Below are 20,638 nucleotides of genomic sequence, written 5' to 3'. Positions count from 1 at the left end.
GGTGTTCGTCATGATCTGACCAGTCTTCCCGCCCGAGGACTCGGGCAACAAGACGACTCTCACAACGACTGGATCTAAAAAACGGGGTCAGCCCAGGTGGACAGCCGTATCTGAAGACCGACGCCGACAACAGCTCACGAAATAGCCTGCAAAATCTAGCGAACTGCTAAGTCACCCCCTCTATAGATCTACACAGGAAGACACTGTTCACCGCGCAGCAACTTCGGCCTCTTTCGAGCCACGCCACCCGGCGCCTCTCACCCGATCTACGCCTGAAACTAGACAAATCGACCTGAGAAGCCTGGAGGCCGGGTCGCCATGACACCGATGCCAGACATTGGAACCCCTCTTCCATAGTGGCGTGAATCACATATAGAGTAATGGTTGCCCCGGGCAACGACGGTCGGGGCTGCGACCAGCCCGCAGCGGGCGGTGGCACCACGGGAACACCCCTAGGAGATACATGCAGTCCACTAAACCGGTACGTCGTCACCGTCGCCGCCTCGCGGCCGTCGTGACCGCCGCGTCACTCATGCTCGCTGCACCAGCCGGCGTCGCCCCCGCAATGGCAAGCGCAAACTTCCCCTCGCCCAACGGGCAGACCAACATCTCCAGCATCTTGACCTACACAGATGTGCAGAAAGAGCTGCAGAAGCTTGAGCGCACATCCCGCTTCAACGTCGACGCGTTCACGCTCGCCGAGGCCGGCACGTCTGTGAACACCTCCGAACAGGGCCGCGATCTGTACGTCGCCACCGTGGGGACGGGTCCGGAGGACGTCTGGCTTCAAGGACGCATCCACGGCAACGAGCCCTACGGCACGGAGTCACTCCTGACTCTGCTCAAGGACTTGGGCAGCAACGGCTCACCGGATTACAACCTGCTGCGCGAAAAGTACACCTTCCACATCATCCCGATGTACAACCCGGACGGGTCCGAGGCGAACATCCGCCAGACGATCCTCTGGGATGACCTGACCGGTTCCCCAGAGCTCGGTGAGAACGGGCGGGAACTACGCATCGACCTCAACCGTGATTGGACTGAAGCAGGGTTCGCGGCCAAAGAGTCCTTGGCGTTCTACGAATACTGGACCATGGTGAAGCCTGACTTCGGCGTGGACATCCACCACCAGGGCCTGAAGCAGCAATGGGATACCGGCGATGACGTGACGTTGTCCCTCGGCATTTCCCTGGCCCCGGGTGGGCCCACTCTGCCCGGGCTTGCAGATGGCACCTACGACGTGTTGACCCGGCAGATGATGGTCCATGTCTTCGATGAACTCTCGAAATACGGCTCTATCAACATCGATCGCTACCAGGTGGGCAACGGCCTGGAGATCGATATCAAGGGCGGCGTCGTCTCAGCGATGATGCTGGGCCTGGACTACCAGGGATTGAATCCTGAAGGTCACAGCAACCCGGTCGTCTTCCTTGAGACAAGCGGAAACACCTCCGACGGCAGCCTGGGCCAGAAAGCCCGCGGCAAGTCGGTCCGGCAGAATGTGCTGGCACTGGAGGAGCTTCTGATCGGAATGGCGACGGGTGAGATCCAGCAGGAGGATCCGGAGCGGTGGGATGAGATCCCGCACCAGCCAACAACTGGGTATCAGACGGACTACGCCGGGATTGTTCCGGTTCAGTAGGAAGAACTCAACACGTAGGGGGTCCTCTTACCGCGCGGGAAGTGGACCCCCTATGTGTGAGGCGGTATATCGTCTCGCCGCGGGTCTTGAAGATGTCGACGTCACATCCTGAACTACCTCCGGCCAAGGACCAGCTGGAACGACCAGGCTACGCAGACGACTATCACTGCACACTTCGGTGGTGGCAACACTTCAATCGCCTCGCGCAACGTCAGAGGTGAGCCCATGGTGTTCCCTGATGAAGAGGAGTAGACCGCTCTGAAGCTGAATCCAGGAGGTCGTACAAGAAGGGAACGTCGCAGGCTCACCGTGCACGGTGATCAACGGCCGCTAGCCGTTGAGTGCGACGGCCGCTTGGACACCGAGCTGGGTGTATCCCAAGCGTTGCGCCAGCCCTCGGGACGCCTGGTTTCCCTGACGGCTTCGCCACTGCGCGATCAGCCCCGCCCCGAGAGCCGCATCTGTCGCAGCCGCTGCAGCGGCGTAGCCGAGGCCTGCGCCTCGGTACTGCGGAGCAGCCAGGACCCCCATCTGGGCAAGCTCGGAACGCCAACGAGAGAATCCCGCGACCGCAGCAGGATCGCCCGCCGGATCCAGCGCGACCCATTGGCGTTCAGTCTCCTCGATGCCACTCTCATCCCACTCCGCTGCACTGACGCCAGCCCGCATGGTGGCCAGGTTCAGCGGCCGTGCGGCGATGACGCTAGATGGGCTGGATCGAGGACTGCGCTCGGCGAAGAGCAGATCGGCGCTGCCGATGGGGTCAGCGTCAGGAAGCATGCTGGCGAGTGCGTCCGCATCGAGGAGCACCTCTCGGGAGACGTCACGCAGCTGGTCAAGAATCATCGCGGGCGCAGCCACAAGACCGACACCGTCGACCCGCACGACCACGACGGCGCTCAGGTCCGCCCGTTCGACGAAGACCCACTCGTCTTGACGGATGTCGTCGGGAGGCACCCCGAGCGCATTCGCCCAGGCCGTGACGATTCGTCCCCGCGTGACGTCAGTAAGAGGCTTGGATATGGACTTCATCTGCCGACTCTAGGGCGTGCCCTGTCGCAGAGATAACCGCAGAATCGCTCGGCGACAGTGGCGATGAGCATGCCCCGAGCTGACTCCCGGTCGAGCCTTCAAAGGTGCACCCGTCGAACCCGGACACGGCAACGCCTCGACTCCGCTGGGCGAGTATCCGGTGGTGGGCCGGGCTCCAGCGGCGCCGGAACCCGGCCCGCACCCCACCTAGGGCCCCTTGGCTCAGTCGACTACCGAATGAACGATCTCGGCGATCCGTCTCGCGGTGTACTCGTCCACGGACTCGAAATACCACGCGGCCGGCATCAGGGCACCGTCCACCCCACCCGCCGGTCGAAAGGCCGGCTTCTCGGTGATGGCAAGGTTCAAGCGCTCATCGTTGCGCAGCGTCACCAACGCCGGGGAGCTGGCCGCCTTCGCATAGGCGGGCATCCCGTACCAGATCCGAGGCTTCAGGGTAGGTTCCGCGGTCATGATGATGTCATGCACCTGCTGCATCACCGACCGTCGCGGCTCATCCATCTTCGAGATCTTCTCGATCACCTGAGAGAGATTCTTCTCGTCTTTCGAAGACATGTCATGTCCTTTCGCCAGCCGATGCCGGGCATCGGCGGAATGAAGTTGGCGCATCGGTGCGCCGCACCCCATCTGGACATGTCCTGAAACGCTCAGGCCTCTCCGCGATGATTCACGTGGTCGTCACGTGGAAGCGCTATCGGTGGCGCGAGCCACCACTACCAGCGTACCCAACCTGCTGGACAGACATGCCGTGGGAGGGGGGAGGCACACTCGACTCCCCCCGCACCGTAGCCCGGGTGGATAGGCTGAACGGATGGCGACAGTTCTTCTCGTGCGGCACGGCCGCACCACAGCAAACGCGACCGGGCTGCTGGCCGGCAGGGCCGAGGGCGTGAGCCTGGACCAGATCGGGCGCGACCAGGCGGGGCTCACCGGAGACCGACTCGCGGCCATTGACCTGGCCGCGGTGGTGTCGAGCCCGCTCGAGCGTTGTCAGCAGACCGCTGCGCACATCCTCAACCGACAAGCGGGCACGCCCGCCGCGCCGCTGGAACACGGTCTCATCGAAGCCGACTACGGCACGTGGCAGGGCCGGCTGCTCACCGAACTCGCCACCGAGGAGCTGTGGCCGCTGGTGCAGTCGCAACCCTCCGCCGTCGTCTTTCCCGAGGGCGAAGCGATGGCCACGATGCAGGCTCGATCGGTGGCGGCGATCCGCCGCCATGATGCAGTCATAGAGGCCGAGCATGGGCCCGAGGCCGTGTGGGCTGCGGTCAGCCATGGCGACATCATCAAGTCGATACTCGCCGACGCGCTCGGTATGCACCTCGATTTGTTTCAGCGGATCAACGTGGGCCCCGCCTCCGTGTCGATCGTGCGCTACGGCGCCAGTAGGCCCAGCGTCCACGCGACCAACACCGACGCGGGCGACCTCTCATGGCTCTCGAAGGGCATTCACGCAGGTGACGCGCCGGTGGGCGGCGGCGCAGGGCATCAGACGCCCTGAACCACATGCGCCTAGAATACTGATATGCCTACACGTGTTCACGAGTTTGACTGGCCCGATCGGGCCGTCGTCGGCACCATCGGCCTCCCCGGGGCGCGCACGTTCTACCTGCAGGTGCGCTCGGGGACGCAGCTGGTGAGCGTCGCCCTCGAGAAGCAGCAGTCGGCCCTCCTCGCGGAGAAGATCGACGAGATCCTCGACCAGCTCATCACCGTGGAGGGGAACCCCTTCAGCGTTCCCACGAGCACTCCCCCTGAACTTGTCGACAACGACCAGCTCGAGACCGTCCAGGAGCACTTCCGCACCGGCGCGATGAGCCTGGGCTGGGATCCCGCCACGGCCCAGGTGATCATCGAGGCCTACCCGATCTCCGACCTCGAAGATGACGACGACGTTGCACCGCCCCCCGAAGACGAGGCTCAGGACACTGAGATGCTGCTGGTGCGGATGCCGGTAGGCTCCGCCCGCGCGTTCGCCAAGCGCACCCGTGAGGTCGTCGGTGCCGGGCGCCCGGCGTGCCCGCTCTGCGGCTACCCCATCGACGCCGACGGGCATACCTGCACCGCTGCCGAGGGCTGATGTCGGCGACGGACCTGGTGACCGCGGAACTGACGCTCACCGGACGCATCAGGACGGCCTCGAACGCCACGTTCCTCGGCAGCATCGGCGAGGTGAACGTCGTCTACAAGCCGATGGCCGGGGAAAGTCCGCTGTGGGACTTCCCCGACGGCACTCTGGCGCACCGAGAGGTGGCCGCCTACCTGGTCTCGGAGGCCCTCGGCTGGGGCGTGGTCCCGCAGACCTGGCTGCGTGATGGTCCCCTGGGTGACGGAATGGTCCAGCTCTGGCAGGAGCAGGACCCGGACCAGAGCGCCGTCGACCTGATCGCCACGGACGACGTGCCGGAGTCAGGCTGGAAGCACGTGCTCGAGGGACAGGACCAGAAGGGACGGATGGTCACCCTCGTCCACGAGGACTCGTCAGCGCTGCGACGCATGGCCCTCTTCGACGTCGTCGTCAACAACGCCGACCGCAAGGGTGACCACGTCCTTGCCATGTCCGACGGCCACCGGCACGGCGTGGACCATGGGCTCACCTTCCACCGTGACCACAAGCTGCGCACGGTCCTCTGGGGTTGGGTTGGAGACCCCCTGACCGACGAGGAACGCGAGGGCGTCGACCGGGTCAGCAGTGGGCTTGACGGTGACCTGGGTCAAGATTTGGCCGAGCTGCTCAGCGCCGAGGAGATCGCAGCACTCGCCGGTCGCTGCACCAGGTTGCGTTCGGCGGGGGTGTTTCCGGCTCCGGCCGGTGAGATGTCACCGGTTCCCTGGCCGCTGTTCTAGAGACGTTCGCACACACGCCCAGTCTCATCGTCTCGGCCGCGACTAGAAGGCGGTGCTGGGCAGGTCCTTCTCGCCATCGACGATCGCCGTGATGATCCGCGCGGCAACGTGGTCTGGATCCAGCGCCGCTCCGAATCGCGGCGCTGACCCGGCAATCGGGTGCTCGGACAGCGAGGTGCCCGTGTGGCCTGGGCGGGCATCCACGAGGCGGATGCCCGCGCGCCGGTACTCGCGCGCCGCTGCGAGGACGAAGGCCGCGAGCCCGGCCTTCGACGCCGAATATGCTGCCAGTCCGGCGACCGGGGTCTCTGCGACGACGCCGCTCAGTGTCACCACGAAGGGCTCCCGGCCGTCCTGTGCCGAGGCCACGAGGTCGGACTGGCTCTGGGTGATGAGCTGGATCGCACTGGTCGTGTTCACAGCGAACAGTTCCTCCACCGTGGCGGGTTCAATCTCGGAAGCTGCGCCGAAGGCGACGACCCCGGACGCAACCACCAGCCCGTCGAGGCGTCCGTGCTGCGCCTTCGTGGCATCGAGCACCTCTCGAATCACGGAGGGTTCACGGAGATCCTGCCCAGCAGACTTCGAGGACCGGGCAACAACGGCCCCGTGACTCTCCAACTGATCGGCGATCCGCGAGCCGAGCCCGCCGGTGGCGCCGACTACCAGAACAACCGCACCCTGAAGATTCGTCATGGGTAGACCTTAGGTCAAGCGCGGCAGGCGGCGCAGCACAAGTCGGTTCGCTGAGCTCGCAGAGCGGCACGCGCTGGTCGGAATGGCCCCTGCTCTGAGTTAACAGTCCAGGTCGCGGTCGATACCTGACGTAGCATCTTGACCATAGGCTCAGCCGCCGTCGGCGACTGGACTTCACAGAGCCAGGCCACCGGCGAAAACAGGCCTGTAGTTCATTCAGGCACCACTACGTTCCCAGGCAGAAGGGGCTCCACCGTCAAAACTCATTCCGGAGCTGAATCTGTCTTCCAACGAATGGTTCATATTTCGCGGCCGGTGCTGTGGATCAATACTGTTGGTCCTGCCGTCCTGGGAATGTGGCTGGCCGGTCACTTGTGGCATTGGGATGCATTGGCGCTGCTGCTGTGGCTGACGCTGCCATTCAACCTGCTCATCTACGGCGTCAATGACATCTTCGACCAAGAAACCGACGCGCTCAATCCGCGTAAGGGGTCTCTCGAGGGCGCACGGATTCGCGCGGCTGAGGTTATCTCGATATGGGTCGCGGTTCTTGTGACCAATCTTCCGTTCCTGGCGTACTTCGTATGGGCGCTTCCCGGGGATGCACTCCTATGGATAGCGCTCTATCTATTCGTGTTCATCTTCTATTCGGCGCCACCGTTACGGTTCAAAGCCCGCCCGTTTGTTGATTCGCTCAGCAACGCCGCCTATGCCCTGCCGATGGTCTTTGTTCCGCTCGCCCTGGGAACCGGTCCGGTCTGGGCTGCTGCAGTGGCGCTGATGGCATGGAGCGCGGCCAAGCACACCTTCGACGCAGTACAGGACATCGAGGAAGACGAGGCCGCCGGCATCACCACCACAGCGGTGCGCCTCGGTGTTCGCGGGGTGGTGCTCTGGAGTGGGCTCTGGTGGGCCGCAGCCACGATCGGCTTTGCCATGGTCAATGTGCCGGTTGCGCTGGTCAACGCGCTGATCAGCGGAGGTCTGCTCTACATGCTGTTCCGCTCCCCCCTCGTCTCCACCGCCCATGGTTTGTACCGCTACTCCATCGCCTTTCCCTACGTCGCCGGAACTGTGGCCGGCGTTCAACTGGCCGCGGCGCTGCTGCTGGGGTGGTACCCATGAGCAGTGTCGTTGTGATCGGTGGTGGAGTGGCAGGCTTGACGGCGGCAGTGCTCTCAGCATGGGCAGGACACACTGTCACGCTTCTAGAAGCTGACTCGACACTGGGCGGCAAGAGCAGCCGCATCGAAGTCGGCGGTCAGACCATCGACACCGGCCCTTCGCTGTTCACCTTTCCGACCGTGTGGCAGGAGCTGCTGCGCCGACTGGATGCTTCCAGTCAGGATCCATCCTTGGCCGCCGAAGAGACGGCGGGGTTGAACCTGGAACGGCTTCCGGAAGTGGGCCGGTACTACTTCCGCGGGGAAGTCTGTTCGCTGCCGGTTCCTCCGGGACACCCGTGGCACCCGGCGTGGGAGCGTTTCGCAGCGCTGCACGCACCCATCGGCCCAGACGTGACCCAGCTTCTGACGACGGCCGTGATGGCACGCGATGCGCGCCCCTCGCTGGCTCGTCTGGGGAAGCTCTACGGCCATCGGCTCACGACCCGCAGTTATCTCGACAGTCTCACCTGGCTGCCCGACGGGCTGCGCGAAGTGATCGCCATCCACACACTCAACGCAGGGGTGGGCCCCTCCCGCACCCCGGCACTGTATGCCAGCATGCCTGCGGTGATGGCCCAAGACGGGGTGTGGGTGCCACGGGGTGGTGTCCACGAACTGGTGCGGGCCCTCGAGCGCCTGGCAAGAGCTGCAGGGGTCGATGTTCGCACCGATGAGCCCGTCCTTGCCCTGGAGCGGGGACAGGTCACGACGGCCCAGAAGGTACATCGGGCGGACGCCGTGGTCAGCGGCCTGGACGCCGACCGGCTCGAAGGTCTGTTGCCTGGGCGCACACCCCGACCACCGCGGAAGCTCTCCTGTTCAGCGGTCGCCATCTACGCTGCGCTCAAGCGTCCCCTTCCCGCAGACATGTCGCGGCACAGCGTGGTTCTGCCCGAGGATCCGCAGGCGCTCTACGCGAGCCTGGAGGCTCAACGCGAGCCGGACCAGACGATGGCGTTCCTCAACTACTATCCAGCGACGGACTCAGGCACCAACACCGCCGATACCCTTGCAGTGCTGCTGACGGCGCCCTCAAACGGACAGCGCTATGGCCTCGATAACGCCTTTGTGGACCGGGAACTTCGCCGTGTGTGGAACGCCGCCGGACTGCCCGAAAGTTTCGACGCGTACCTCGAGGAAAGCGCCATCCTGGATCCGAACTATTTCAGTCGTGCAGGCTCTTCCGGGGGCGCCCTGTATGGACCGGTCCGCCCCCTGGTCATGAGCGGGCCCCTGCACCGTCCAGCCCACCACAGCCTGAAGCGTCCCTGGCTGTGGCGGGTTGGCGCCTCGGTTCATCCGGGCGGCGGACTGCCGGCAGTGATGGGCGGCGCCATGATCGCGATGGACAAGTTGCTTCGCACGCTGGAGCCCGGCCCAAGCGGGCGTGGCTGACACCGACGCCAAGATTCCAATTAGCTGTCAGGGCACCTGGCCTCGCTAACTAGTGATGGTCTGTGATCTGGTTTTCGGGCGACGGGGCGCTTCAGCGATAGGACAGGGACGCAGTTTCCGGTGCCGGTCCGGCCTCTGCTGTGGAAGACTGCCGCCATGGAGTCCCCCACGCGCGACCACGACCTCGTCCTCTTTGGTGCGACCGGCTTTGTCGGGGAACTCATCGCTGGTTACCTTGCGCACCACGCTCCACCGGACCTGCGAGTGGGACTGGCGGGGAGGTCGAGGGTAAAGCTCGAAGCCCTACGGTCCAGACTGCCCGTCGCCGCTCATGACTGGGCCATCATCGAGGCCGATACGGGGCGCCCTGACTCGCTCGCGGCAATGGCCACTAGCACCAGAGTTCTCTTCACCACGGTGGGTCCCTACGCGAAATATGGGCTCTCGGTTGTCGAGGCGTGTGCCCGCGCCGGCACCCACTACGGTGACCTGACAGGAGAGGTGTCCTTCGTCCGTGAAGCTATCGACCGTTGGGATGCCCTTGCGAGGACTACAGGTGCACGGATCGTCCATGCGTGCGGCTATGACTCCGTCCCGTCGGACCTCGCGGTGCTCCTCCTGCACCAGGCCGCGCGGGCTGATGGCGCGGGCGGACTGACCGAGGTGCAGCTCGTTGCCAGGGCGAAGGGCGGTGTCAGCGGCGGCACCATCGAGTCCATGCGAGGTCAGCTCGACGGTATCCGGACGGACCCTGTGCTGCGATCGCTTGCGGGCGATCCCTACTCCCTCAGTCCAGACCGGACGGCGGAGCCCGCGACCCGGCAGCCTCCGGATCTGGGGTGGGTCGGCCGTTCGGATGACGGCCCGTGGGCCGCGCCCTTCATCATGGCGTCGGCGAATACGCGGATCGTACGCCGCAGCAATGCCCTGCAGGGTTGGGCCTACGGTAGGTCCCTGCGGTACGGCGAAGTGATGGGTATGGGGCGAGGGCCTCTCGGGGCCGTCACCGCCGGGGCGACGGCGCTTGGCCTGCGGCTGTTCGGAGCCGCACTGGCTCTACCCTTCACGAGGAGATTACTTGACCGTGTCCTTCCGTCGCCGGGTGCGGGCCCGAGCGAGGCCGCGCGGCGCTCAGGCTGGTTCCATTCCCAGGTGACTGCTTCCACGGAGAGCGGCCGGCGCTATCGCGCCATCGCAGCCGGGCCCGGCGACCCGGGATACGCCGCCACCGCCGTGATGGCCGGGGAGACAGCCCTCTCACTTGCCCTCGACGGCGACCGTCTGCCGCCCGCCACCGGATCGCTGACCCCGGCGACCGCACTCGGTGACATTCTGGTTGAGCGGCTGCGCGAGGCAGGCCATACCTATGACGTCACGCCCCTCACCTGACGCCGAAGGTGAGGCATTGGTCGTGCTTAACGTCTACAGAAAAGTTGGAGGCCCACTCAGTCGGACGGAAGGCAAGCCATGTCCGAGGGCAGACAAGCGAATGAGCTCGAGAACCAGGAATTTTGCGTGGACCCGGAAACCAGTCACCGGCCCCCTACTGGAACCTTTCGCCGTCCTCCTCGGGCAAGTCGCAGCTGTATGGCGTGAGTGAGCTCTCTAACGACGCGGATTAAGTGGCCAAACCTGACAACGATAAGAAAAATCGGAAAGAGATGAAGTCTGTGATCAGGGGCTCGTACTAATCATTGAACCGGAACTCCACTACGTTTCGCCACTGGACAACGTCTAGAGATCAGAAACCCTGGCTGGCACGCGTGGACCTCCACCGAGGTAGATATTGGCGTCAGGGAGCTACGTTCTCCCCGAGGCGCCCATTGCCGAGTCAAATGACGAGGCGGGGGCGATTCTGAGGCCAGGAGATATGCGGGAACTTTGGTTTCACACTCCGCCTGGCGTGCAGAGAGAGCGAGTTCTCGGAGTCGGTCACCATGGCGCTTCTCGAGGACCTCAAATACGTGGCGTGCCTGCAACGTTCGAGACGCGTCCGCCACATCCGATAGGCTACGGCACACTGAAAAGATCCCGGTTAGTGCGTATTCGATAGTGATTTTCTAACACCACGATCGGAATCCCTGCTATTCCAGAAAGGCCAAATAGATGTCGATCGATGTCATTTTGAGGGGAACATGGACTCCCATAGACGAAGCGGTCTTCACGGGACTTTTGGGCAACTCGGTTGCCAGCACTTACCGCTCTTACGACAAGGCTCTCCAAAATTCATGGATCAACTTCGAAGATCTGCTATTCCTCTCACGGAAGGGCGACATTCCATACGTCCTCTTCTTCGCCCCACTGCCCGTTGTCGACACACAGATTCAGATGAAGACCGAAAGACTTCTGAGCGGCTTGTCCAAGACGACCTTCTCGGTGAACTCACGGAACCAGGTGCATCTGGGCGACATAGAGCTCATTGTCAAGGATCTCCTGCGCAAACAGACTCTGTTAAAGACGCACGACAAGACTCTGAAGCAGAACAAGATCATTGGCCTGCTCAGCAAACCCGGCCCGACGATCGAGGACGACGCCAACAAGCTGATGCACGCTCTAGGGCTTGCACACAACGCCATTCGCTCGGCTCGCAAGAAAGAGGACGCCTTAGATCTGTTGATAAGCAGGCTTGAATCAAATCAGGTGTTGGTATCCCGAAGCGTCCAACACTTCATGCCGCAGCGGCTCATCGGCGTGAAATTCAGTGGCCTGACCATAAGGGACTCGAAGGTACCATACATTTTCCTCGCCGGCGGGGACCATGGTGACTACCAAGAGCCAACGGGACGCATGATCTTCACGCTGGCTCTGATGAGTGTTCTAGTAGCGAGAAGGGTTTTCGCTCCGGTGACCTACGATGCTTCCAGCCCCGGGTCAGAGGTCGGTCGAGAGTACGACATTGTCGGGGCCATGCTCATGCCACAGGACGCACTTCAGGACGTGCCGCTAGAAACCTTAGATGAGGTGAAGGCCGCCGCCGACGAGTTCAAGGTGACCCCGAGTGCGCTAACGGTACGTGCCCAGCGGTTGAGCATGATCGGCCCTGACACTGCGGCCACCCACCTGAACGAGCTGCAACGGGAGTTTGGCCAGCGCCCCAAGTCTCAGGCCCGGCAGCCGAAAGCAGTTAACGCCGTGCGTAAGTACAACGGCCGCGAGTTCTCCCGGCGGATGCTCGACGTTCTCGATACGGGTGGGATCTCCAAACGGGAGTTCTGTCGAGTAGTCTGCCTGCGTCACATCCGGCCGTCCCAGATAAATGACCTTCGCGAGGCCCTGCGATGAACCTCGGGCGGGTATACGTGCTGGACAACAACGCCTTGGCGTTCGTGAAGGGTAAGCGTCGTGCCAGCACTTTCTTCAAGAAGCACTGTCGCATTCCGCAGGAAGTTCTCCATGAGGCCGAAGGCTTCCCAGACATAGACGAGCTTCAGCAACTCGAATATCCAGTGACCGGAAGCGTTCTCGGCCACCTGGTCGAGGTGATGGCCTCCGTACCCGTCGGCGAAACGAGATTAGTGAACCTCTACGCCAACCTGGGAAACGCTGATCCCCTAGTCGTTGCCACAGCATTGGACGGACACCGCGAGAACGACTTAGCTTTGTTCGGACCCACATGGACTGTGGTAACAGGCGATAAAGCCGTACAAGCCAAGGCGCGTGAGTTCGGCCTCGAAGTGATGACCAATCAAGAGTTTCTCACCGCCATGGACACCCAGGCTGCCGAGATGCCGTGTCACACCTCGGATGCGGGCCCGGAGTAATGTCTCTTCGTGCCGGGGGGGGCCACGCTCGAGACTGAACACGCAATCGCCTCAGACTGGAATGAGGGCGGAAACGCCCCTAACTTTACAGATCTACAGCACAAGCGCCGCCCTACCGAGTTCGCGATGGGCGGCACTTCTACTGGTCAGAACCTAAACGTCAAACATCTCAGGGAGTCGAAAACTACACGTTAAACCCAAGATCCGCCGGGTTCAGCAACCGAAAAACCTCAAAATTCTTTTCTTGCTTTGGTCATATTTACCTACTTGCCCAGTGATGTCCTAGGCAAGAGTCCAATGGATCTCGAGCAGCTGTGCTCTCTGTAGCCAAAGCCTCAGGTCCGCACGGTTACTCCGGCCCATCACTTAGAGCAACGATGGACCCAACGGTCTTGGCGTCCACAAGCTCATGGCCTTCCTGGTCATACCTACGCAACCAGAGTCCGTTCGTCGGAGTGAGTCGGAGCTCCGCAACTGATGTCCCCCCCTCAGCCTCTTGAAGCATCGCAGTTAGGACATCATGCTCACCAGGGTCAACGCTCAATGACACTTTGCCACCGCATAGTAGCCAAGAATTAACCGCAGTGTCGACGGCCGCACTTACGCTCGGCGCCAGGCGGTTGGCCGCTTCCTCGAGAAACTCACGAATGGGACCCGCGTGCACGTCGCCAGCAGTGTCGCGCACCAGTGTCGCCGCACCACCAAAAGACGCACCGAAGTTCCACCGGTACGACTGCATTGCAGCACCTGTCGCATCGAATTGGACTCCCTCATTTTCGAGATTCGTTCTGAACGCGTCTTTGGAAGTCTGCGGCGAGTAGCGCCCATTCGCTTCCATCACCCGCCAAGCCAGCGGCACTTCTGACGCAGCCAATACACGCTTCACTCCAACAACCGTCACTTCAGTCGCATCGGCGAGATCTCCGAAAGAAACCCACGTTCCCGTTGGGACCTTCGCGAGCGCGTCCGCAATTTCGGCCGTCTCGTCGTTTCGCGAATCACCAGAACTCACGCTAGTCGGTCCAACCCATGTGCGAGCAATGAGATCACTGAGATAATCTCCACGTTCAATTATTTCCGTGCGTCGCCACTTTTCTTTACTTGCGATCCATTTGTTAAGTTCGATATTACCCTTTTCTATAAGCAATTCACGCTTGACAGAAAAAGGCCGATTGCTTAATGAGGAGTTGTAACCGGAAATCGTCAAATTAGCAAGGGTATGCACGTACGTCTCATGCACGGATTCAGGCGAGACAAAGTCTCCAGTATCTTTTTCCAGCTCCTCCCGCCACACATCTGTCAACTTTTGAGGAAGCACATGCTCTACAGTTGTCTTCGTTAAGACCACGGGCTCGTTTCCAGCAAGTTCGCCCTCTAGCCACGTCAGCAATGTCTTCTGTTGACGCCTCGTGCCGGAACGATAAAAATTGACCGATGTAACAGCTTCGCGGATTCTTTCATTTGAAGCAAAATCTTTATTATCCCTTGAAAAGTAGTCGAGCAATGAAGCAGCGGGATCGCTCGGGTCAACAGACGCGTAGGCGCGCATGAGAATGCGAGAAAGTGCGTTATGAGGTGCGCGTACGATCAGTCTCCGAACAAGGAATGACTCTATTACCGCCAACGCATCGGCCGTCTGCTCGTTGGTGATATCCCCTGTTTGCCGCAGGTTCAGTAAACCAAGTACAAGTGGGTCAGTAGATTCGATTCCAAAATCGACTAAGCGCTGCAAGGCTCGCCGAACCTGCGGATCACTCTCCTTACTCGGAAGTCTAATCACCTCGAGTAAAATTGACAGCCGATTGAACCTTTTTATCTTGTCGCGGAGCTGCTCAGGATCGGGCTCACGAGCACGCTCAGCCTGCTTCTTGAAAGTGTCATCCTTCTTCGCCTCTGTATCCGACCAAGTTAAATCGAGCCAGAATAGGTGCGTAAGGTCGGCGCGAGAAAGCCTTTCTTGCATTGGATACCAAAACGACGCATAGACGGATTCGGCGAGGTGGCCCAAACGCGAAAAAAAGTAGTTACGAAGGAGGTCGCCTTGAGTTAGCTTTAATCCAGTATTATTAAGAGACTCAAAGATAGCGTAAACATTGTCCTGCTCTTCAGCGGTTATCGAGACAAATCTGATCCCATCAAGAGCCGCAGAGCGCACCTCGTCAATTCCGACACCGCGCTCCTCGAGTGCCTTACGAAAGGACTTCGTAAAATAGGAGTAAGCGGCTACAAGGTTGCTACTTGAAGCACGATCCACTTCGCCGTCAATGATTTTCATGAAGTCTTCTCGATCGCCTTGCGTCGGCCACAACCGAAAACGTTCAGGTTTCGAAGGCTTTCTTCGATGGATTAACCGATCCTCTTGGATCTCTTCGGCTACGTCACTACCTTGCTCTCGATAGATATCTCGAATGGCTGCCAAGAGCATTGTAAGAGTAGTAAGCCTCTGCTGACCATCAACCACCAGAAAGGTATAATCATTCGGCGTTTGGTGCCCCACATCCAGAACCAGAGTCCCGAGAAAGTGCTCGGATTCCGGATCGGTGCGACGAGCAATAGCAAGGTTCAGGAGATCTGACCAGAGTTGCTCGAAGTGACGTTCTTCCCAGTCGAACGTGCGCTGGTAGAGAGGAATTTGGTAGCGAGTCTTCGCTCCGTCAAGCAACTCCCCAACGAGGGGCTTATCTAACTGCATGGGGCCTCCATCTGAACAAGCCGCTCCGGCTGCAACTTGGACTGCCACTATATATCTCGGTATCCAGCAGTCGACCCCCGGTACGACACAAAGTGAGGGCCGGAGCGGGTTCCTGGCACCGCAAGAGCCCGACTGTGAGAGGAGCATCCGCAGCGATCCAGGCCACATGCCTTGTGACCGGCCTAAATCCACATCGTCATCGGCGAAGAGGCCACAGTCGGCAAGTTGTCCAGTCGGCGTCCACAATGTACTAACCTTTAGGCTCTCTGAACCTAAACCCCGCTTGAGCAGCACGGGATCGACCAGCTAGCCCATATTCCGTCAGAAGTTTCCGGTTATCCTACTGCTGCACTGCCGCCAACTTCTTACCCTACGCAGCAGATTTCCGCGCGCTAGACGTTAAACCTAAACTCCACCACGTCGCCGTCCTTCATGATGTATTCCTTGCCTTCAATCCGCACCTTGCCGGCAGACTTCGCGTCCGCCATGGATCCAGCGGCCACCAGGTCCCCGAAGTTGACGATCTCGGCCTTGATGAAGCCGCGCTGGAAGTCGGTGTGGATGACGCCGGCCGCCTCGGGCGCCGTCGCACCCTTGTTGACCGTCCAGGCGCGGGTCTCTTTGGGCCCGGCGGTCAGGTAGGTCTGAAGCCCGAGCGTGGCGAAGCCGACGCGGGCCAGCTGGTCCATGCCGGACTCTTCCTGGCCGTTGAGCTCCAGCATCTCGCGGGCTTCCTCCTCGGAGAGCTCCACGAGGTCGGCCTCGAGCTTGGCGTCGAGGAACACGGCGTCGGCCGGTGCCACCAGCGCAGCCAGCTCGGCCTGCTTCTCGGCGGAGTTCAGCACGGACTCATCGGCGTTGAACACGTAGATGAAGGGCTTGGCGGTGAGCAGGTTCAGCTGCGCCAGGTGCTCCATCTCCAGCTTGTCCTTGGTGATGGAGCTGAAGATCGTGTCGCCGCGCTCCAGGGTCTTCTGCGCCACCAGGTAGGCGTCCAGGGTGGCCTGCTCGGCCTTGCGCCCCTTGACCTGCTTCTCCAGCTTCGGGATCGCGTTCTCCATGGTCTGGAGATCAGCGAGGATCAGCTCGGTGTTGATGGTCTCCATGTCCGAGGTGGGATCCACCTTGCCGTCCACGTGGATGACGTTCTCGTCCTCGAAGACCCGGACCACCTGGGCGATCGCATGGGCCTCGCGGATCGTGGCCAGGAACTGGTTGCCCAGCCCCTCCCCCTCGGAAGCGCCCTTGACGATCCCGGCGATGTCGACGAAGGACACCGTGGCGGGAAGGATCTTCTGCGAACCGAAGATCTTCGCCAGCTCATCGAGCCGTGAATCGGGCAGATTCACGATGCCCACATTGGGCTCGATGGTCGCGAACGGGTAGTTCGCCGCCAAGATCGACTGACGAGTCAGCGCGTTGAACAGGGTCGACTTGCCCACATTGGGTAGTCCTACGATTCCGATAGTCAAAGCCACGGTCACCTAACCTACCGTCCCGAGGCCGCTGCGGCGACTTCCAGGACCTTCCGGGCTCTGAGGAGCGCACCTTAGAATGAGACTCCGTTCAGCATCTGGACCGAGTCCCCGGAGTTTCCGGAGATTCGGATCACATCTACCACCCTCTCGTGCCCCGGACCCGGCCAACCCGTGTCTAAGATGCCTGAGGCTCAATCACTCGAACCTATCGATACACAAGCGCACTCGCACAGCACCGGAAGGAACACAATTTCATGGCATCGGCCACGCAAGACGTCCCAAGTGACGTCCCGAGCGATGTCCAGGGGGACGCGCCACAAGGTACTCCTGCACGCTCGAAGGTAAACCTGCCGGTCTTCATCGGCTCAGCGGCGATCATCATCGCCTTCACCCTGTGGGCATGGCTCGCACCGGACACCGCCTACACCACGCTGGAATCCGTCTTCCTCTGGATCGGCGCGAACCTCGGCTGGTACTACATCCTCACGGCCGGCGTCGTGGTGGTCTTCGTGCTGATCGTCGCCTTCTCCCGCGTGGGCCGGACCAAGATGGGACCGGACCACTCCACACCGAAGTACAACCTGTTCACCTGGACCGCGATGCTCTTCGCGGCCGGAATCGGTGTGGACCTGATGTTCTTCGCGATCTCCGGACCCGCCACGAACCTCACCACCGCCCCCGGGGTGGAAGCCGGCTCCTCCGCGGCCACCGAGATGGCAGTGCTGTGGACCCTCTTCCACTACGGCATCCCCGGTTGGGCGATGTACGCGCTGATGGGTATGGCCTTCGGCCTGTTCGCCTACCGCTACCACCTGCCGCTGAGCATCCGCAGCGCGCTGTACCCGATCATCGGCAAGCGCGCTCAGGGGGCCACCGGCGACGGCATCGAGATCGCCGCTGTCATCGGCACCATCTTCGGCATCGCCACCAGCCTCGGCATCGGCGTGGTGTTCCTGAACTACGGCCTGGAATGGCTCTTCGGGATCGAGCAGGGCACCGGCGCGCAGATCGGGCTGATCGTGCTCGCGGTGATCGTCGTGATCGCCTCCTCCGTCTCCGGCGTGGACAAGGGCATCCGCCGCCTGGCCGAGCTCAACGTGGTCTTCGCCGTGGTGCTCATGCTCTACGTGCTGATCGCCGGCGAGACCACCTACCTGCTCAACGCACTGGTCAAGAACGCCGGCGACTTCGCCGCCCAGTTCCCCTCGATGTTGCTGAACACCTTCGCCTACGACCCGCCCGAGGGTGAGTGGCTGGAATGGTGGACGCTGTTCTTCTGGGCCTGGTGGATCGCCTGGGCCCCGTTCGTCGGGCTGTTCCTGGCCCGGATCTCTCGCGGCCGTACGCTGCGCCAGTTCGTCATCGGCACGCTGATCATCCCGTTCGGCTTCATCCTGCTGTGGATCTCGATCTTCGGCAACGGGGCGATCTGGGAGTTCCTCAGCGGCAACACCGAGTTCATCACCGCCGCGGTGGAGAGCCCCGAGTCCAGCTACTACCTTCTGCTGGAGCAGTACCCCGGTGCCACTTTCACCATCGGGCTCTCGGTCATCACCGGCCTGCTGTTCTACATCACCTCCGCCGACTCCGGAGCCCTGGTGATGGCGAACTTCACCTCCAAGCCGCTGAGCCATTCCGACGACGGCGCCCCCTGGCTCCGCGTCTTCTGGGCCCTGGCCACCGGTGCGCTCACCCTGGCGGTGCTGATGCTCGACGGGGTCTACACCCTGCAGATGGCCACGGTCATCATCGGACTGCCGTTCTCGGTGGTGATGTATCTGCTCATGGTGGGCATCTGGCGGGCGCTGCAGATGGAGCGCTATAACCGGGAGTCCCGCGAGGCCACCCTGCCCTGGATGGTCTCCGAGCGCAGCCAGGACTCCGGCGAGCGTGGCGGGCTGAGCTGGCGCCGTCGTCTGGCCCGGGGCATGCACTTCCCTTCCGCGAAGCAGGCCACCGAGTTCGTCAACACCGTGGCCGCACCGGCAGTCGAAGATGTCGCCACCGAGCTGCGCGAGCAAGGAGCCGAGGTCAGCTGCGAACGCGGCCTGGTCCCGGACACCCAGATCCCGCACATCGATCTGCACGTCTACTTCGGCGAGCAGACCGAGTTCAAGTACCAGGTCTACCCGATCGCGTACTCGGTGCCGAGCTTCGCACGGAGCATGCGCCCCACCGAGGAGACCTACTACCGTGTGGAGACGTTCTCCGCCACCGGCTCGGAAGGTCATGACCTCATGGGCTACACCCGGGAGCAGGTCATCGCCGATGTTCTGGACTCCTACGAACGGCACCTCGCCTTCCTCACCATGAGTGAAGAAGGCGGGCAGTCCTCCTCGCTGCACACCGGCAGCAACATCCCAGACGACTGGGACCACGACCGCACCAATGGAAGCTGAGGATCACACATGAGCACAGCAGAACAGGTCACCACGCTGTTCATCGACGGGAAATGGGTCGCAGCCCAGTCCGGCGAGACGCGCACCATCCACTGCCCCGCAGACGGCTCCGAAGTGGGTGTGGTCTCCGAAGCCGGTGAGGCCGACACCCTGGCCGCGATCGCCGCCGCCCGCAAGGCCTTCGACTCCCACGTCTGGTCGGACACCCCCGCGGCTGAGCGCGGAGCCTTCGTGCTGGCCGTGGCCGATGCCATCGAGGTGCGCAAGGACGAATTCGCCCGCGCCGAGGCGCTGGACACCGGCAAGCGCTTCGTGGAGGCGCAGATCGACATGGACGACATCATCGGCTGCTACCGGCACTTCGGGAAGCTCGCCGACGCCGAGTCCGGCCGCCTGGTCGACGCCGGGGACCCCACCGTGGTCTCCCGGGTGGTCTACGAGCCGGTCGGGGTCTGCGGGATGATCACCCCGTGGAACTACCCGCTGCTGCAGGCGGCCTGGAAGATGGCCCCCGCCCTGGCCGCGGGCAACAGCTTCATCCTCAAGCCCGCGGAGCTGACCCCGCACACCGGCATGCTGATCATGGACGTCTATGACTCGCTGGGCCTGCCCGCGGGTGTGGCGAACCTGATCACCGGCGCCGGCGCCACCGCCGGTGCGCCGCTGTCCTCCCACCCGGATGTGGACATGGTCTCCTTCACCGGAGGCGTGGTCACCGGGCGCAAGATCGCCGCCACCGCCGCAGAGACCGTGAAGAAGGTCGCCCTGGAGCTCGGCGGCAAGAACCCCAACGTGGTCTTCGCCGACGCCGACTTCGACGCCGCGGTGGACAACGCGCTCAACGCCGGCTTCGTGGACTCCGGGCTGGTCTGCTCGGCAGGCACCCGGCTGATCATCGAGGAGTCGATCAAGGAGAAGTTCGTCGCCGAGCTGGTCCGTCGCGCGGAGCACATCCGGATGGGCGGGCCCTTCGAGGAGACCGCCGAGACCGGACCACTGATCTCCGCCGAGCACCGCCAGAAGGTGTATGACTACACCCAGCGCGGCATCGAGGAGGGCGCCACGCTGCGCACCGGGCACCACTTCGGCGGCGAGGAGCACCGCAACGGGTACTTCTACGCCCCGACCGTGCTCGACGACGTCAAGCGCGGCATGTCCGTGGTGGTGGAGGAGGGCTTCGGCCCGGTCATCACCGTGGAGACCTTCACCACCGAGGCCGAGGCCATCGAGACCGCGAACGACACCATCTACGGCCTGGCCGGAGCGGTCTGGACCTCGGACCGCGGCACCGCGCACCGGGTGTCCTCACGGCTGCGTCACGGCACCATCTGGATCAACGACTACCACCCCTACCTGCCGCAGGCGGAGTGGGGCGGATTCAAGCAGTCCGGTGTCGGCCGCGAGCTGGGCCACATGGGACTGGATGAGTACCGCGAGGCCAAGCACATCTACGAGAACACCGAGCCCGCCGTCACCGGCTGGTTCAGCATGCCGGAGAAATAAGGA

Annotated in this window: 16 protein-coding genes; 11 read left to right on the top strand and 5 right to left on the bottom strand. The window is 62.4% G+C overall.

What is annotated here, in order from left to right:
• Nucleotides 1-463 precede the first annotated feature (463 nt).
• The gene (locus tag EV640_RS06005) at nucleotides 464-1,642 is read left to right on the top strand and encodes a M14 family zinc carboxypeptidase (RefSeq protein WP_133726074.1); all 1,179 of its coding nucleotides are present in this window, start codon (nucleotides 464-466) and stop codon (nucleotides 1,640-1,642) included.
• A 330-nt stretch (nucleotides 1,643-1,972) separates the two neighbouring features.
• On the opposite strand, the gene EV640_RS06000 is transcribed toward EV640_RS06005, so the two are convergent.
• Nucleotides 1,973-2,674: a GNAT family N-acetyltransferase gene (locus tag EV640_RS06000; protein ID WP_133726073.1), complete on the bottom strand. Its 702-nt coding sequence runs from the start codon at nucleotides 2,672-2,674 to the stop codon at nucleotides 1,973-1,975.
• A gap of 222 nt (nucleotides 2,675-2,896) precedes the next feature.
• Complete coding sequence (locus tag EV640_RS05995) at nucleotides 2,897-3,250, bottom strand: DUF1801 domain-containing protein (RefSeq protein ID WP_133726072.1); 354 nt, start codon at nucleotides 3,248-3,250, stop codon at nucleotides 2,897-2,899.
• A gap of 256 nt (nucleotides 3,251-3,506) precedes the next feature.
• Between EV640_RS05995 and EV640_RS05990 the strand changes: the two genes are divergently transcribed.
• Genes EV640_RS05990 through EV640_RS05980 form a run of 3 tightly spaced genes read left to right on the top strand, consistent with a single transcriptional unit; the run spans nucleotide 3,507 to nucleotide 5,545 of the window.
• Nucleotides 3,507-4,199: a histidine phosphatase family protein gene (locus tag EV640_RS05990; protein WP_133726071.1), complete on the top strand. Its 693-nt coding sequence runs from the start codon at nucleotides 3,507-3,509 to the stop codon at nucleotides 4,197-4,199.
• Nucleotides 4,200-4,223: 24 nt separating this feature from the next.
• On the top strand, nucleotides 4,224-4,778 hold the full coding sequence (locus tag EV640_RS05985) for a DUF3090 domain-containing protein (RefSeq protein ID WP_133726070.1): 555 nt from the start codon (nucleotides 4,224-4,226) through the stop codon (nucleotides 4,776-4,778).
• The gene (locus EV640_RS05980; protein WP_133726069.1) at nucleotides 4,778-5,545 is read left to right on the top strand and encodes an SCO1664 family protein; all 768 of its coding nucleotides are present in this window, start codon (nucleotides 4,778-4,780) and stop codon (nucleotides 5,543-5,545) included. The genes EV640_RS05985 and EV640_RS05980 overlap by 1 nt, the downstream gene beginning before the upstream one ends.
• Before the next feature lie 42 nt (nucleotides 5,546-5,587).
• On the opposite strand, the gene EV640_RS05975 is transcribed toward EV640_RS05980, so the two are convergent.
• A complete protein-coding gene (locus tag EV640_RS05975) occupies nucleotides 5,588-6,241 on the bottom strand; it encodes an SDR family NAD(P)-dependent oxidoreductase (RefSeq protein ID WP_133726068.1) in 654 nt (217 codons plus the stop codon).
• Between the two features lie 294 nt (nucleotides 6,242-6,535).
• Here EV640_RS05975 and EV640_RS13835 point away from each other — a divergent pair, with 294 nt between their 5' ends.
• The 5 genes from EV640_RS13835 to EV640_RS05955 all read left to right on the top strand — a co-directional run bounded on the left by EV640_RS13835 (nucleotide 6,536) and on the right by EV640_RS05955 (nucleotide 12,563).
• Nucleotides 6,536-7,366, top strand: a complete 831-nt coding sequence (locus tag EV640_RS13835; protein ID WP_051501397.1) for a UbiA family prenyltransferase — start codon at nucleotides 6,536-6,538, stop codon at nucleotides 7,364-7,366.
• Nucleotides 7,363-8,802: a phytoene desaturase family protein gene (locus EV640_RS05970; protein ID WP_243832247.1), complete on the top strand. Its 1,440-nt coding sequence runs from the start codon at nucleotides 7,363-7,365 to the stop codon at nucleotides 8,800-8,802. Before EV640_RS13835 ends, EV640_RS05970 begins: the two co-directional genes overlap by 4 nt.
• A gap of 156 nt (nucleotides 8,803-8,958) precedes the next feature.
• Entirely contained in the window at nucleotides 8,959-10,191 is a 1,233-nt protein-coding gene (locus EV640_RS05965) for a saccharopine dehydrogenase family protein (RefSeq protein ID WP_133726066.1), read from the top strand.
• A 717-nt stretch (nucleotides 10,192-10,908) separates the two neighbouring features.
• On the top strand, nucleotides 10,909-12,084 hold the full coding sequence (locus EV640_RS05960; RefSeq protein ID WP_133726065.1) for a hypothetical protein: 1,176 nt from the start codon (nucleotides 10,909-10,911) through the stop codon (nucleotides 12,082-12,084).
• Between the two features lie 17 nt (nucleotides 12,085-12,101).
• Nucleotides 12,102-12,563, top strand: a complete 462-nt coding sequence (locus tag EV640_RS05955) for a hypothetical protein (protein WP_133726064.1) — start codon at nucleotides 12,102-12,104, stop codon at nucleotides 12,561-12,563.
• A 349-nt stretch (nucleotides 12,564-12,912) separates the two neighbouring features.
• On the opposite strand, the gene EV640_RS05950 is transcribed toward EV640_RS05955, so the two are convergent.
• Together EV640_RS05950 and ychF are read right to left on the bottom strand one after the other, a co-directional pair.
• Nucleotides 12,913-15,255 (bottom strand): DUF262 domain-containing protein, encoded by a 2,343-nt coding sequence (locus EV640_RS05950; RefSeq protein ID WP_166645877.1) that lies wholly within the window; start codon nucleotides 15,253-15,255, stop codon nucleotides 12,913-12,915.
• 392 nt (nucleotides 15,256-15,647) lie between these two features.
• Nucleotides 15,648-16,733: a redox-regulated ATPase YchF gene (ychF, locus tag EV640_RS05945; protein ID WP_133726062.1), complete on the bottom strand. Its 1,086-nt coding sequence runs from the start codon at nucleotides 16,731-16,733 to the stop codon at nucleotides 15,648-15,650.
• Between the two features lie 254 nt (nucleotides 16,734-16,987).
• Between ychF and betT the strand changes: the two genes are divergently transcribed.
• Nucleotides 16,988-19,132: a choline BCCT transporter BetT gene (betT, locus tag EV640_RS05940; RefSeq protein ID WP_133726061.1), complete on the top strand. Its 2,145-nt coding sequence runs from the start codon at nucleotides 16,988-16,990 to the stop codon at nucleotides 19,130-19,132.
• 9 nt (nucleotides 19,133-19,141) lie between these two features.
• Nucleotides 19,142-20,635: an aldehyde dehydrogenase family protein gene (locus tag EV640_RS05935; protein WP_133726060.1), complete on the top strand. Its 1,494-nt coding sequence runs from the start codon at nucleotides 19,142-19,144 to the stop codon at nucleotides 20,633-20,635.
• Nucleotides 20,636-20,638: the final 3 nt, after the last annotated feature.

Source organism: Nesterenkonia aurantiaca (assembly GCF_004364585.1).
Classification (GTDB): Bacteria; Actinomycetota; Actinomycetes; order Actinomycetales; family Micrococcaceae; genus Nesterenkonia; species Nesterenkonia aurantiaca.
Note: the sequence above shows the minus strand (reverse complement) of the source record. Positions and strands in the feature narration are given on the sequence as shown.

What these genes read in the sequence shown, in the direction of transcription:
- EV640_RS05980 (WP_133726069.1), top strand. Translation starts at nt 4,778, where the DNA reads ATGTCGGCGACGGACCTGGTGACCGCGGAACTGACGCTCACCGGACGC.
- EV640_RS13835 (WP_051501397.1), top strand. Translation starts at nt 6,536, where the DNA reads ATGGTTCATATTTCGCGGCCGGTGCTGTGGATCAATACTGTTGGTCCT.
- EV640_RS05975 (WP_133726068.1), bottom strand. Translation starts at nt 6,241, where the DNA reads ATGACGAATCTTCAGGGTGCGGTTGTTCTGGTAGTCGGCGCCACCGGC.
- EV640_RS05950 (WP_166645877.1), bottom strand. Translation starts at nt 15,255, where the DNA reads ATGCAGTTAGATAAGCCCCTCGTTGGGGAGTTGCTTGACGGAGCGAAG.
- EV640_RS06000 (WP_133726073.1), bottom strand. Translation starts at nt 2,674, where the DNA reads ATGAAGTCCATATCCAAGCCTCTTACTGACGTCACGCGGGGACGAATC.
- EV640_RS06005 (WP_133726074.1), top strand. Translation starts at nt 464, where the DNA reads ATGCAGTCCACTAAACCGGTACGTCGTCACCGTCGCCGCCTCGCGGCC.
- EV640_RS05985 (WP_133726070.1), top strand. Translation starts at nt 4,224, where the DNA reads ATGCCTACACGTGTTCACGAGTTTGACTGGCCCGATCGGGCCGTCGTC.
- EV640_RS05965 (WP_133726066.1), top strand. Translation starts at nt 8,959, where the DNA reads ATGGAGTCCCCCACGCGCGACCACGACCTCGTCCTCTTTGGTGCGACC.
- EV640_RS05935 (WP_133726060.1), top strand. Translation starts at nt 19,142, where the DNA reads ATGAGCACAGCAGAACAGGTCACCACGCTGTTCATCGACGGGAAATGG.
- EV640_RS05990 (WP_133726071.1), top strand. Translation starts at nt 3,507, where the DNA reads ATGGCGACAGTTCTTCTCGTGCGGCACGGCCGCACCACAGCAAACGCG.
- EV640_RS05995 (WP_133726072.1), bottom strand. Translation starts at nt 3,250, where the DNA reads ATGTCTTCGAAAGACGAGAAGAATCTCTCTCAGGTGATCGAGAAGATC.
- betT (WP_133726061.1), top strand. Translation starts at nt 16,988, where the DNA reads ATGGCATCGGCCACGCAAGACGTCCCAAGTGACGTCCCGAGCGATGTC.
- EV640_RS05970 (WP_243832247.1), top strand. Translation starts at nt 7,363, where the DNA reads ATGAGCAGTGTCGTTGTGATCGGTGGTGGAGTGGCAGGCTTGACGGCG.
- EV640_RS05960 (WP_133726065.1), top strand. Translation starts at nt 10,909, where the DNA reads ATGTCGATCGATGTCATTTTGAGGGGAACATGGACTCCCATAGACGAA.